The 12,684-nt window shown below is 74.7% G+C and carries 11 protein-coding genes; 2 read left to right on the top strand and 9 right to left on the bottom strand.

Annotation, left to right across the window (positions count from 1 at the left end):
• Positions 1-354: 354 nt before the first annotated feature.
• From OC439_RS19410 to OC439_RS19390, 5 genes are all read right to left on the bottom strand, one after another.
• Positions 355-1,398, bottom strand: coding sequence for a sulfite exporter TauE/SafE family protein (locus tag OC439_RS19410; protein ID WP_262014654.1), 1,044 nt, complete (start codon positions 1,396-1,398; stop codon positions 355-357).
• 111 nt (positions 1,399-1,509) lie between these two features.
• Complete coding sequence (locus OC439_RS19405) at positions 1,510-1,980, bottom strand: RrF2 family transcriptional regulator (protein WP_135241228.1); 471 nt, start codon at positions 1,978-1,980, stop codon at positions 1,510-1,512.
• Between the two features lie 71 nt (positions 1,981-2,051).
• A complete protein-coding gene (locus OC439_RS19400; protein WP_262014653.1) occupies positions 2,052-2,930 on the bottom strand; it encodes an acyl-CoA thioesterase in 879 nt (292 codons plus the stop codon).
• Positions 2,927-4,375 (bottom strand): pyruvate kinase, encoded by a 1,449-nt coding sequence (gene pyk / locus OC439_RS19395; RefSeq protein ID WP_262014652.1) that lies wholly within the window; start codon positions 4,373-4,375, stop codon positions 2,927-2,929. Before pyk ends, OC439_RS19400 begins: the two co-directional genes overlap by 4 nt.
• 279 nt (positions 4,376-4,654) lie before the next feature.
• The gene (locus OC439_RS19390; RefSeq protein ID WP_013287532.1) at positions 4,655-5,020 is read right to left on the bottom strand and encodes a YciI family protein; all 366 of its coding nucleotides are present in this window, start codon (positions 5,018-5,020) and stop codon (positions 4,655-4,657) included.
• A 163-nt stretch (positions 5,021-5,183) separates the two neighbouring features.
• Here OC439_RS19390 and OC439_RS19385 point away from each other — a divergent pair, with 163 nt between their 5' ends.
• Both OC439_RS19385 and OC439_RS19380 read left to right on the top strand, forming a co-directional pair.
• On the top strand, positions 5,184-6,050 hold the full coding sequence (locus tag OC439_RS19385) for an aldo/keto reductase (RefSeq protein ID WP_262014651.1): 867 nt from the start codon (positions 5,184-5,186) through the stop codon (positions 6,048-6,050).
• 91 nt (positions 6,051-6,141) lie between these two features.
• Complete coding sequence (locus tag OC439_RS19380) at positions 6,142-7,734, top strand: GMC family oxidoreductase (protein WP_262014650.1); 1,593 nt, start codon at positions 6,142-6,144, stop codon at positions 7,732-7,734.
• A 41-nt stretch (positions 7,735-7,775) separates the two neighbouring features.
• Here OC439_RS19380 and OC439_RS19375 read toward each other — a convergent pair whose 3' ends face one another.
• From OC439_RS19375 to OC439_RS19360, 4 genes are all read right to left on the bottom strand, one after another.
• Positions 7,776-8,579, bottom strand: coding sequence for a lipase family alpha/beta hydrolase (locus OC439_RS19375; RefSeq protein ID WP_262014649.1), 804 nt, complete (start codon positions 8,577-8,579; stop codon positions 7,776-7,778).
• A 167-nt stretch (positions 8,580-8,746) separates the two neighbouring features.
• On the bottom strand, positions 8,747-9,010 hold the full coding sequence (locus OC439_RS19370) for a DUF6244 family protein (protein WP_073830945.1): 264 nt from the start codon (positions 9,008-9,010) through the stop codon (positions 8,747-8,749).
• A 58-nt stretch (positions 9,011-9,068) separates the two neighbouring features.
• Positions 9,069-9,848 carry a hypothetical protein gene (locus tag OC439_RS19365; protein ID WP_262014648.1) on the bottom strand — a complete coding sequence of 260 codons (780 nt, stop codon included), beginning with the start codon at positions 9,846-9,848 and terminating at the stop codon, positions 9,069-9,071.
• A gap of 238 nt (positions 9,849-10,086) precedes the next feature.
• A complete protein-coding gene (locus tag OC439_RS19360) occupies positions 10,087-12,603 on the bottom strand; it encodes an FtsK/SpoIIIE domain-containing protein (RefSeq protein WP_262014647.1) in 2,517 nt (838 codons plus the stop codon).
• Positions 12,604-12,684 lie beyond the last annotated feature (81 nt).

The raw sequence follows: 12,684 nt of genomic DNA, 5'->3' as shown, positions 1-12,684 counted from the left end.
GATGCCTTTCGCGGAGGTCAGGCACGGGGCGAGCGCCGGCCTGCCCGGACCGGCGGAACGTGCCCTGACGCGACGAGCGACGTCAACACATCGACGTCGGTGATTCGGCTCCGCGCTCCGTCAGCCTAGGTCACCGCCGGACACCCCCACAAGCGCCCGGCTCACCGCGCACGTCGCACGCACCCTCCACCCCGTCCCGACGCAGTGGCGGCCGGCGCGGCGCGGCCGGACGGCGGCATGGCGGGTCGGCGGCACGGCAGAGTCGCGGGCGGCGGGCGGCGAGAAGAGACAGCCGACACGCCGTGGAACACCCCTCTCGGGTGCGGGGCGCGCGCCCCGAGAAGAGCTGAAGGCTCAGCCTTCGACGGCGGCGGCGAGCTTCCGCGACTCCGCGGCCTCGGCGAACTCCCCCGACTCCGCGGGCTTCGCCGGCTCGGCGGACTCACCAGACTTGCCGAACTCACCCGGCTCCGCAGGCGCGGCAGGCTCTTCCGCCGGCGCAGAGCCGGTGGCGAGGGCCGCCTCGACGGTGGCGCGGGCCCGGCGGGTACGGCGCAGGGCGCGCACCGCCAGCCCGACGGCGACCAGCCAGGCGGTGCCGAGCAGCACGTACACCACCACCGGCACCGAGCCGCCCACGCCGCCGGCGCTCAGCAGCGTGCGGGCGTTCGTCAGCACGATCACGCCGCCGATCACGGCGCCGAGCAGCTGAGCGGGGACGATGCGGACCAGCCAGGCCGCGATCGGCGCGGCGATCAGGCCACCGACCAGGAGGGCGGCCACTGTGGGCAGCAGGAAGCCCTCGGAGCCCAGGCCGATGAGGAAGCCGATGCTGGCCGCGCCGGCCACCACGAACTCGGAGGTGTCCACCGAGCCGATGACCTTGCGGGGTTCCATCCGGCCGGAGACCAGCAGGGCCGGGGTGGCGACCGGGCCCCAGCCACCGCCGCCGGTGGCGTCGACGAAGCCGGCGACCAGGCCGAGCGGGGCGAGGAAGCGGCTACGGAGCCGGCCGGCGGCGCGGTTGGCGCGCAGCGGCCGGGAGAACCGCACCAGCAGGTACGCGCCGAGCGTGAACAGGATGGCTGCCATCCACGGCGCCGCCGCCTCGGTGGAGATGGAGCTGAGGAACGTCGCCCCGGCGAACGCGCCGATCGCGCCGGGCAGCGCGATGCGGCCGACCACCTTCCAGTCGACGTTGCCGAAACGCCAGTGCGAGACGCCTGCGGCGAGCGTGGTGCCGATCTCGGCCAGGTGCACGGAGGCGGACGCGGCGGCCGGCGCCACGCCGGCGAACAGGAGAAGCGTCGAGGAGGTCAGCCCGTACGCCATGCCGAGCGCGCCGTCGACGAGTTGCGCGGCGAGCCCGACGAGGGCGAGGACCAGCAGCTTGCGCACGAGCGCCCCCTGACTTTTCGGTATCTCCTATCAACTTGGTCGACAATGCGGCACGAGGGCACCCCGGGTCAAGTCCCCCATCCGGTTGGTAGGAGACGCCGGACGGTGTGGTCAGCTCCAGGCGCGCGGGTCGGCGGCCAGTTCGTTGACCCGGCCGGGCAGCGCGCCGGCGGCCACGTCGGCGATGGTGACCAGCTCCAGGATCTCCCGCTCGCTGGCCCGCAGCGCGATCCAGACGTCCTGCAAGGCGCGGGCCGCGCCCTGGTAGCCGAGCTGTTCCGGGCGCTGCCCGCGCACGTGCGCGAGTGGACCGTCGATGACGCGGATCACCTCGGCCAGGGAGATCTCGCCGGCCGGCCGGGCCAGCCAGTAGCCGCCCTCGGGGCCACGCTGGGCGTGCACGATGCCGCCCCGGCGCAGTTGCAGCAGGATGCTCTCGAGGAACTTCGGCGGGATGTCCTGCGCGCGGGCGATCTGCTCGGCGGTCACCGGGCGGCTCCGTCCGGTGCTTCCCCCGTCCGCGACCGAGGCCAGCTCAGCGGCCGCGCGGAGGGCATAGTCGACCCGGGCGGAAAGACGCATACGGCCAGGTTAGTCCGCTGCGGTGCGGACCTGCCGCCCGACCCGCGCCCGGACGATCACCGGCCGGGCGGTCAGCCGCCGACCCGCCGCAGCAGACCCTCCTGGACGGCGCTGGCGATGTGCCGGCCGTCGGTGGTGAACATCCGGCCCGTGGCCAGGCCACGGGCGCCGGACGCGGACGGGCTCCAGCAGTCGTACAGGAACCAGTCGTCGGCGCGGAACGACCTGTGGAACCACAGCGCGTGGTCGAGGCTCGCGCCGACCACACCGCCCGGGCCCCACACCTCGCCGTGCACCGACAGCACCGAGTCCAGCAGCGTCAGGTCGGAGGCGTACGTGAGGGCGCACGCGTGCAGCAGAGGATCGTCCGGCAGTTTGCCGTCCAGGCGCATCCACACCCGCTGGTGCGGTTCGGCCGGGCGGTCGCCGGGGCGGACCCAGCCGGGCTCGCCGACGTAGCGCACGTCGATCGGGCGCGGGATCATCCCCCAGATGCCCAGGCGCTCCGGGTAGCGGGAGAGCCGATCGGTCATGGTCGGCACGTCGTCCGGGCCGGGTACGTCCGGCGGGAGCGGGGCGTGGTGGTCCAGCCCCTCCTCCTGGCGCTGGAACGACGCCGACATGAAGAAGATCGGCTTGTCGTGCTGCAACGCCACCGAGCGGCGTACCGAGAAGGAGCGGCCGTCGCGGACGTTCTCCACCTGGTACTCGATCGGCTCGGCCGGGTCGCCGGGGCGCACGAAGTAGCCGTGCAGGGAGTGCACGGCCCGCTCCGCGTCGACGGTGCGGCCGGCCGCGACCAGGGCCTGGCCGGCGACCTGCCCGCCGTAGACCCGCTGCGGGCCCACCTGCGGGCTCATCCCCCGGAAGGTCATCTCTCCGGTACGGGCGAGGTCGAGCACCTCCAGCAGCTGGTCGACCGCGGCCTGCCCGGTGGCCACACCACTCATTGAAGGGCTCGCGCCGAGGCGGCGTCGACCAGCGAACCGAGCTGGTGCACGCGCAGCGTGTTGGTGGAGCCGGGGGTGCCGGGCGGGCTGCCCGCCACGATGACCACGTAGTCGCCCGGGTTGGCCCGGTTGAGGCCGAGCAGCGCCTGGTCGACCTGGCGGAACATGTCGTCGGTGTGCTGGACGAACGGCATCAGGAACGTCTCCACGCCCCAGGACAGCGCGAGCTGGTTGCGCACCTCCGGCACCGGCGTGAACGCCAGCAGCGGCAGGTCGCAGTGCAGCCGGGCCAGCCGCTTGACGGTGTCACCGGTCTGCGAGAACGCGACCATGGCCTTGGCGCCGATGGCCCGGGCGATCGACGAGGCGGCGACGGTGAGCGCGCCGCCGTGCGTACGCGGATCGTGCTGCAACCGGGGGACGGCGATCGAGCCGGCCTCGGTGGTGGTGATGATCTTCGCCATGGTGCTGACGGTGAGCACCGGGTACTTGCCGACGCTGGTCTCGCCGGAGAGCATCACCGCGTCCGCGCCGTCGAGCACCGCGTTCGCCACGTCGGAGGCCTCCGCGCGGGTCGGGCGGGAGTTCTCGATCATCGAGTCGAGCATCTGGGTGGCCACGATGACCGGCTTGGCGTTCTCCCGGCAGAGCTGCACGGCGCGCTTCTGCACCAGCGGCACCTGGTCCAGCGGCAGCTCGACGCCGAGGTCGCCGCGGGCGACCATGACCCCGTCGAAGGAGAGCACGATCGCCTCCAGGTGGTCGACCGCCTCCGGCTTCTCGACCTTGGCCAGGACCGGGCGGCGCACGCCCTCCTCGTCCATGATCGAGTGGACGAGCTTGATGTCCTCCGGCGAGCGGACGAAGGAGAGCGCGACCAGGTCGACGCCGAGGCCGAGGGCGAAGCGCAGGTCCGCGGCATCCTTGTCGGACAGGGCCGGGACGCTCACCGCGACGTTCGGCAGCGAGACGCCCTTGTTGTTGGAGACCGGGCCGCCCTCGGTGACCAGGCACCGGATGTCGTTGCCGGTGACGTCGCTGACCTCGACCGCGACCCGGCCGTCGTCGATCAGCAGCCGGTCGCCCGGCTTCACCTCCTGGGGCAGCTTGCGGTAGGTGCAGGAGACCCGCTCCTTGGTGCCGACGACGTCGTCACCGGTGATCACGACGGAGTCGCCGGTGCGCCACTCGTGCGGGCCGTCGGCGAACCGGCCGAGACGGATCTTGGGCCCCTGGAGGTCGGCGAGCACGGCGACCGGCTTGCCGGCCGCCTCGGCCGCTTCCCGGACCAGCCGGTAGACCGACTCGTGGTCGGCGTGACTGCCGTGGCTGAAGTTGAGCCTCGCCACGTTCATGCCCGCTTCTACGAGGCCGCGGATACGCTCCGGGGACGCGGTTGCGGGGCCGAGAGTGCAGACGATCTTCGCGCGGCGTGTCACGCCCATCAGGCTAGTCTCTCCTCCGGATCGGCCTCCCGGCCGACCCCTTGCGGACTGCGGAACATTTGTCCAACGACGCGCGTCAACCGCGTGGGCGGGCGGTAGGCGTACCGCACCGGAACGTCGTGTGGCGGGCATCAGCGACCGCGCGGTGAGAAATCGTACCGCTCCCCGTCACGGACCGGCCGGGGGCACTGTGGGGCCGCCGCGCCCGGCCGTCCGGCCGTGGGCGGGCACTGGGTACGCGGCAGCGATCGGTGCCGTCGGAGGGGCGGGCGTCGCGCCTCAGCTCTCCGTCTTGACCAGCGGGAACTCCAGTGAGCCGGCCGGGCAGAGGAAGGTGAGCACCTCGACCCGGTAGAGCCCGGCCTGCACCGCCGGGTCGGCCTCCATGACGCTGCGGACGTCGTCCACCGAGCCGGTCCGGGCCAGGCCGAAACCGATCGGCGGGTCGGGTTCCCGGGCCGGGCCGTCGACCGACCCGTCCACGAGCACGATGCCGCGCCGTTGCAGCGCCCGCATGTGCTGGAGGTGCTCGGCCTGCAACCGCTGCACGGTCTCGTCCGGCAGGGCCCGTCCCGAGGGCCCCGGGTAGAGCACGATGCACTCGTACGTGTCCAGCGCGAAGTCGAGCCGTGGCGTCGCGGCCATGCGCACCTCCTGAGCACCGTCCCGCCCAGCCTCCCACGGCGGCCCGGTGCGCCGGGGCCGCTCGCCGCAACTGCCAGTGCTTCGCCGCCACGATTCGGGGAATGTCCAGGGTCGGGGCGCAACACCGCCCCGCGAGGTACGAACGAGCACAGGAGGACCGCGAATGGCCACCAGCACCCAGCCCGCCAAGGCGTCGGGCAGCTACCGGATCGGTGGCGACCTGCCGGTCGACCGCCTCGGCTACGGGGCGATGCAGCTCACCGGCCCCGGCGTGTGGGGCGACCCGAAGGATCCGGCCGAGGCGGTACGGGTGCTGCGCCGCGCGTACGAGCTGGGCGTCACGTTCATCGACACCGCCGACTCGTACGGGCCGTTCGTCAGCGAGCTGCTGATCCGCGAGGCGCTGCACCCGTACGCCGACGACCTGGTCATCGCGACGAAGGCCGGCCTGACCCGCTCCGGCCCGGACGACTGGCGGCCGGTGGGCCGCCCGGAGTATCTGCGCCAGCAGTGCGAGCTGAGCCTGCGCCACCTGGGCCTGGACTGCATCCCGCTCTACCAGCTGCACCGCATCGACGCGAAGGTGCCGCTGGCCGACCAGCTCGGCGAGCTGGCGCTGCTGCGCCAGGAGGGCAAGATCCGGCACATCGGGCTGTCCCAGGTCAGCGTCGAGGAGATCGAGGCGGCCCGGGCGATCGCGCCGATCATGTCCGTGCAGAACCTCTACAACCTGGCCGACCGCAGCGCGGAGGACGTGCTGGAGCACTGCGAGCGCCACGACCTGGCGTTCATCCCGTGGTTCCCGATCGCCACCGGCAACCTGGCCCGGCCCGGCGGCCCGCTGGACGCGATCTCGACCGCGCACGGCGCCAGCCCGGCGCAGCTCGCGCTGGCCTGGCTGCTGCGCCGGTCGCCGGTGATGCTGCCGATCCCGGGTACGTCGTCGGTGGCGCACCTGGAGGAGAACGTGGCGGCGGCCGAGGTGGAGCTGACCGACGACGAGTTCGAGGCGCTGGCGAAGGCCGCCTGAGCCGGCCGCCGCACCTCCGCCGACCGGCCCCTTTCGCGGAACGTGATCGAACAACTACTGTCAGAGGGATTCTCATGAGTGGGGGTCCCCTGTGGAGGAATTCGACTACGTCATCGTGGGGGCCGGTGCGGCGGGGTGCGTGCTGGCCAACCGGCTCACCGAGGATCCGGGGACGCGGGTGTTGCTGCTGGAGGCGGGCGGCTGGGACCGGAGCCCGTACGTGCGGGTGCCCAAGGCGTTCTCCCGGCTGATGGACGACGAGCGCACCGCCTGGCACTACCCGGCCACCACCGGGCCGGACCGCCGGGAGATCTGGCAGCGCGGGCGGATGATCGGCGGCTCGACGTCGGTGAACGGCATGATCTGGAGCCGCGGCGCGGCCCGGGACTGGGACGCCCTCGAACCGCTGGGCTGGGGCTGGTCGGTCATGGGCCGGGTGTTCCCGCAGCTGGAGGACCATCCGCTCGGGCCCGCGCCGCATCGGGGCACGGGCGGCCCGGTGCGGCTGTCCATCGCCACCGGCACCGACCCGCTCGCCGAGGAGATGGTGGCGACCGGCGCCGAGCTGGGCTGGCGCCACGCCGACGACCTGGACGCCCACGACGACGAGCGGATCGGCTACCCGACCGCCACGATCCGCGCCGGACGCCGGGTCAGCGCCGCCGACGCGTTCCTGCACCCGGTGCGGCGCCGGCCCAACCTGACCGTCGAGGTCGGCGCCGTCGTCCTGCGGGTGCTCGTCGAGGGCGGCCGGGCCACCGGTGTACGGGTGGCGCGCGGCGGCGGGGAGACCACGTACCGGGCGGCCGGTGAGGTGATCCTCGCCGCGGGCGCCCTGGCCACCCCGCACCTGTTGCAGGTCTCCGGCATCGGTCCGGCGGACACGCTGCGCGCGGCAGGGGTGCCGGTGCTGCTCGACCGGCCACGGGTCGGCGCCGGGCTGCGTGAGCACCGGTCGATGGTGCTCCAGTACCGCCTCGCCGAACCCGGCGGCCACAACATGACCATCGGCAGCCCGCTCGGGCAGGCCCGGGCCACGCTGCGCTGGCTGCTCACCGGGGGCGGCCCGCTCGCCCTGCCGGTGCTGGACGTGGCGGCCCACCTCAAGTCCCGCCCCGACCTGGACCGCCCGGACGCGCACCTGCTGATGGCGCCGTTCTCGGCCGCCCCACCGCGACCCGGCAAGGCCCTCGAACTGGAACGGGAGCCGGGCGTGATGTGCCTGGGCACGGTGACCCGCCCGGACAGCGAGGGCAGCCTGACCATCACCGGCGCGGACCCGCGTACGCCGCCGGCCATCGTGGCGAACTACCTCACCACCGAGCACGACCGGCGGGTGGCGGTGGACCTGTTCCGCCGGATGCGGGAGTTCTTCGGTACCGGCCCGATCGCGAAGCGCATCCGGGCCGAGACGGTGCCCGGGACGGCGGCCACCACCGACGCGGAGATCGTCGAGGCGGCGGTGGCGCGCGGCTACTGCGGCTACCACGCGATCGGCACCTGCGCGATGGGCACCGGCGACGACCACGTGGTGGATCCGCGGTTGCGGGTACGCGGCGTGGACGGGCTGCGGGTGGTCGACGCGTCGGTGCTGCCGGTGATGGTGGCCGGCTGGACCAGCGCCCCGGTGACCGCGCTGGCCTGGCGGGCCGCCGACGTGATCCGCGGGCGAGCCGACGACTGAACGTGCCCGGGACCGCGCGGCGGCGGGCCCGGGCACGTGGCTCAGACCGCGAAGCAGTTCGGCTGGACCGCGGCGCCGGAGAGCACCTGGCGCACCGCCGTGTACGTGGTGCCGTCCAGCACCAGCCCGAGGTGGCCGACGACCCGCAGCGGGCACCACGCCTGCACCAGGATGTTCGTCGCGCCGTCGGCGAGCACGGCGTTGTCGACCGGCCGGACCAGTTCGTCCTGCCAGGTGCGCACCGTCGCCCAGCGCACCGGGCCGGGGGTGTCGTCCCCGGCGTTGAGGTCGGCGAGGAAGCTCGACCCGATGGTCATCTGCTGGCAGGCGATCACCCCGGCGCAGCTGCCCAGCCCGAGGACGGCGACCAGGTTCGCGACGTAGGTGCCGTACTGCGGGCTGCCCAGGCTGACGTACTGGTCGACGGTGGCGGTGCCGCCGAGGTACTTGACGTACCAGCGGCTGACCAGGCCGCCCTCGGAGTGGCCGACCAGGTCGACGCGCGCGGCGCCGGTGGTGGCGCGCACCCGGTCCACGTAGGACGCCAGGGAACGGGCGGACTCGCGGATGTCGCCGAGGCCGAGGTTCGGCAACTGGAAGATCGAGACCCGGTAGCCGTCGGCGCGCAGCCGGGCGGCGATCGGCTCGTACGCGATGGAGATTCCACTCAGGCCGCCGACCACGATCACCGGGTCGGCGGCCGCGGCGGCGACCCGTTGCGCGGCGGTGGCGACGGTGGCCGGGTTCGACGGAGCGGCGGGTTCGGCGGTGGCGGCCTGGGCGGCGGCCGGGACGAGCAGGACGGTGGCGGCGGTGGTGGCGGCCAGGATCGTTCGGAGCAGCATGGGCTGCACCTCCGGGGGGAGGCACCCGGGCGTACCCGGGGGGACGGGTGGGATCCGATCGATCGTGGACACGATGATGCGTGTCCGATTTCACACACGTCAATGAGAAGTTACGCGGCGGTAACCCTTGTCGCGCCCTCAGCACAAACCGGCATGCCGGGCCGGGCTCAGTTGCCCAGCGCCTGGACCTTCGCGATGGTCTCCTGCACGTGCTGCCGGGCCGGCTCCCCGCCCTGCGCGGCCTGCGCCAGCGCCTGCCGGTAGGAGTCGATGGCGCCGATCAACGGCCCCGCCGTGGCACCTTCCAGCGCGCCCGCCACCAGCGCCCGCGCCTCGGCCGCGTCCTGCGCGGCGGCGGCAGTGCGTGCCTTGGCCTCGTCCAGCTTCTGTGCCGCCGCCGCCAGCCTGGCGATGATCTCCGCCGCGCTCACACGCCCTCCCCCAGCTCACCGACCCGCGCGCAGCCTACCGCCCCACCCCGCCTCACTGTCAGCGCAGGAGGCGGAACAGGAGGAGGTAGAGGCAGAAGAAGGACGGGGAGACCAGCGCGCAGATCACGAAGCCGAGCGGCACGTACCGTCCGCCCGGCGGTGCCTCGCCCTCCACCACCGGGCGGCCCCAGCGGGCGAGCACGACCTGACCGGCCACGAAGGACATCAACGGCACGCCCGCGCAGCTCAGCGCCGCGACCAGGTCCAGCCCGGTCACCGGCAGCGACGAACCCACTATCGCGATCAGCATCAGCAGCGAGCCGACCAGCGCGCAGCCCGCGTACACCACCACCGCCCGGGCCGGCGCCGACCAGGTGGGCAGCAGCACCGGCGTGCGGGCCAGCGCGTCGGCCTGCTGCCCGAACGCGTCGGCCTCCTCGGCCAGCCGCCCCGCCGCCGCCAGCTCCGCCGCCGGGTCGCCGGCCCGCGGCGCCGGAACACCCCCCGAGGGGTACGCCCCGACATCCGGCCGCCCCGGCGCGTCGGCTGCGCCGCCGGTCACCCCGTCGCCCGGCCCGGGTGCGGGAGCCGGCGCTCCCCCACCGGCAGCCATCGCCGGCTCCGGCGCCTCCGCCGGTACCGACGTCATCGGCGTGCCGATCGCCTGCCCGAGCCGGTCCAGATGCTGCCCCTGGGCGGTGAGCCGCTGCCCGAGCGTGTCGACGGCGGACTGGAGGCCACGGCGGCGCTCCGCCTCGGCGGCGATCTCCCGCTCGCCGCCGCGCTGCCGGGTGGACAGCTCCCGCAGCAGCGCCGCGTACTCGTCGAATCCGCTCATGCTGGGCCGTCTTCCGTTCGCGACTGCGGGGCTCGCAAACCCGGCTCACTCCTCGCGCTCACAAGGCCGTCTTCCGTTCGCGACTGCGGGGCTCGCAAACCCGGCTCACTCCTCGCGCTCACAAGGCCGTCTTCCGTTCGCGACTGCGGGGCTCGCAAACCCGGCTCACTCCTCGCGCTCACAAGGCCGTCTTCCGTTCGCGACTGCGGGGCTCGCAAACCCGGCTCACTCCTCGCGCTCACGTGCTATCTCCCCCGGCGGCGAACGGCACGATCAGCGCGGTGCGGTGCTCGTGCCGGTCGACCAGCAGGGCGCGCCCCTCGCGCGGGACGTACGCCAGGTCGTGCACGCCGAGGTGCAGGCCCAGGTCGGCGGCGGGGACGTTGAGCGCGACCAGGCCGGTCACGTCGTCGCGGTGCCCGCTGCCGCCGAGGTCGTCGGCGAGCCGGCGCAGTCCACGCCACCAGCCGAGCACGTGCACCCCGCACGCGGGGCCCTGGCGCAGCACGGCGCGCAGGTCGTCGTACCCGGAGCGGAACGTCGCCGGGTCGGAGGCGGCCAGCGTCGTGGCGGCGGCGTCCATCCCGAACACCACCAGGTAGGTGCGCCCGGACGCCGGGGCGTCGCCGGTCGCGGCCTCGGCGAGCTGGGCGCGCAGCGCGCCGGCGTCGAGGCGCCGGACCGGGTGCCCGGCGGCGGCGAGCGTCATGGCCAGGTCGTCGGCGGCGTCCGTGGTGCCCGGCGCCAGCGGCACGAACAGGAACCGGGCGGTGCCGGGCGCGTGCTGGCGGGCCAGGGACAGGGTGGCCGACCGGAGCACGTCCGCGCCCGCCCCGGCGGTGCCGACCACCGCCAGGTGCCGGCCCGGGCTGCCGTCGAGCGCGAAGCCGGCCGGGCTGCCGGGGACGTCTACTACCCGGCCGACGAGCGCGTACGGCGGGTCGGCGCCGGGTGTCAGCGCCGCCCAGGCGGGGTCGTCGGTGAGCCGGGGCGTCTCGTGTCCCCGGAAGACCGCAGGCGGGCGTGACCCGGCCGGGCGGGCCGCGTGCAGTTCGTGGCGCAGCGCGGCGAGGTCGGCCGAGGCGGCGTGCGCGTCGGGGAACCGCACCTCGGCGTCCGAGCCGGGCGCACCCGCGCCGGTGTTCACCACTGCCGTGCCGACGGTGAGCCCGCGCGCGGCGTCGTTGCGCGGGTCCAGCACGGCGTCGCCGCCTGGTAGCGCGATCCGCAGCGGGAACTGCCCGAAGATCGCCTCGGCCCGGCCGTAGAGCGCCTCGATGCCGGTGGTGCTCTGGCTCGCCAGCACCAGGTGCAGGCCGTACGAGCGGCCCTTGCGGGCCAGTTCCTCGATCAGGTCGACGGCCTGCCGGGCCAGCGCGTCGTTGCCGGCGAACAGCACGTGGAACTCGTCGACCACCGTGACGATCCGGGGCGGCCGGGCGTTGGGCGGCAGGTCCGCAAGGCGGCTAACGCCGTGCCGCTTCAGCAGGTCGGCGCGGCGGCCCAGTTCGGCGCGCAGCTCGCGCAGCACCGCCACGCCGTACTCGCGGTCGGACTCGATGCCCACCGCGTCGGCGTGCGGCAGCCAGGACGGGTCACGGTCGGTGGGCACGAACTCGGTGAAGCTGACGCCCTCCTTGAAGTCGAGCAGCATCAGCCGCAGCTCGGCCGGGGAGTAGCGGGCGGCCAGCCCGTAGAGCACGTCGAGCAGCAGCACCGTCTTGCCGGCGCCGGTCCGCCCGCCGATCAGCCAGTGCGGGGTGGCGTCGTCGAACGCCACGCTCAGCGGCCGGCGTCCGGCCCGGCCGAGCACGGTACGCAGCCCGGACGCGGCGGACCCGGCCCAGCGCTGCGCGGGCAGCAGGTCGGTGAACGTGACGCCGTCCTGATCGGCGGCCTCGGCGTACCGGCGGGCCAGCGCGGTGACAGTGGCGTGCGACGGGTCGCCGTCGAGCACCACCGGCGCGGCCAGCCCGCTGCCGTCGGTGCTGAACGGGCGCCCGGGCGGGTCGCCGACGAGCGTGTACCGCTCGGTGACGCGCAGCTGGGTGGTGGCGCCCAGCGGCGGCGCGGCGCTCGGCCCGGCCGGTGGGTGACCGGCCAGCAGCACGCAGACCGCAGCGGCCGGGCCGGCGTGGGTGAGCGCGGCGAGCCGGGCCAGTTCCCGGGGCGGCGGCGCGGACGCGGCGACCACCACCAGCAGCTCGCGGTCCTCCGGCGCGGACCGCTGGGCGGTACGGGCATGCCGCTCGGCCAGGTCGAGCAGGGCCGTCGTCTCCGCCTCGGTGGTCGCCGCCGCGGCGAGTACCCCGGCGTCCTGGAGTGGGCGCAGCGGAAGGAACGCCGCGCCGAAGGCGGCCTGGTCGATGCCGGCGACCCGGATCGCACCGGCCGGAGCGGCGGTCAGCAGCCGTACCACCACCGCCCGCAGCAGCTCGCCGACGCGCGGGTCACGGGCGTCCGCGTCGACCGCCAGGTGCGCGCCCGCACCCACCGGCACGAGCACCGGGAACGCGCCGTCGACAGTGGTCGCGGCGCCGAGGCGTACCGGAACGGGGTGGGTCGCGACGCGGGCGGTGCCGGGCACCGCGGCGGCCAGCTCCCCGCCGAGGCGGGCCAGCCGCGCGACCAGCTCGGGGCTGCCCACCGGCGCCGGGCCCGCGGCACCCAGCAGCCGCCGGGCCGCCTCCCAGTGCCGCACCGCCCGCCGATGCCGATCGACCGCCTGCCGGTACGCCGCCGCGAGTCTGCCCACCGTCCGCCCTCCGACGTTTGCGATCGAAGGGAACCCTAACGGACGCGCGCCGCACCGGCACGGGGCGCTCCGCACCGGGGA

It is taken from the genome of Micromonospora sp. Mcm103 (genome assembly GCF_024519755.1).
Lineage (GTDB): Bacteria > Actinomycetota > Actinomycetes > Mycobacteriales > Micromonosporaceae > Micromonospora > Micromonospora aurantiaca.
The sequence above is the reverse complement of the archived record's forward strand: the minus strand, read 5'-3'. Positions and strand labels throughout refer to the sequence as shown.

Bases quoted from the DNA above. Each gene is read 5' to 3' on its own strand.
- OC439_RS19390 (WP_013287532.1), bottom strand. From the start codon at position 5,020: ATGGCCGCGACGCCACGGCTCGACTTCGCGCTGGACACGTACGAGTGC.
- OC439_RS19375 (WP_262014649.1), bottom strand. From the start codon at position 8,579: ATGCTGCTCCGAACGATCCTGGCCGCCACCACCGCCGCCACCGTCCTG.
- OC439_RS19365 (WP_262014648.1), bottom strand. From the start codon at position 9,848: ATGAGCGGATTCGACGAGTACGCGGCGCTGCTGCGGGAGCTGTCCACC.
- OC439_RS19400 (WP_262014653.1), bottom strand. From the start codon at position 2,930: ATGAGTGGTGTGGCCACCGGGCAGGCCGCGGTCGACCAGCTGCTGGAG.
- OC439_RS19385 (WP_262014651.1), top strand. From the start codon at position 5,184: ATGGCCACCAGCACCCAGCCCGCCAAGGCGTCGGGCAGCTACCGGATC.
- pyk (WP_262014652.1), bottom strand. From the start codon at position 4,375: ATGGGCGTGACACGCCGCGCGAAGATCGTCTGCACTCTCGGCCCCGCA.
- OC439_RS19405 (WP_135241228.1), bottom strand. From the start codon at position 1,980: ATGCGTCTTTCCGCCCGGGTCGACTATGCCCTCCGCGCGGCCGCTGAG.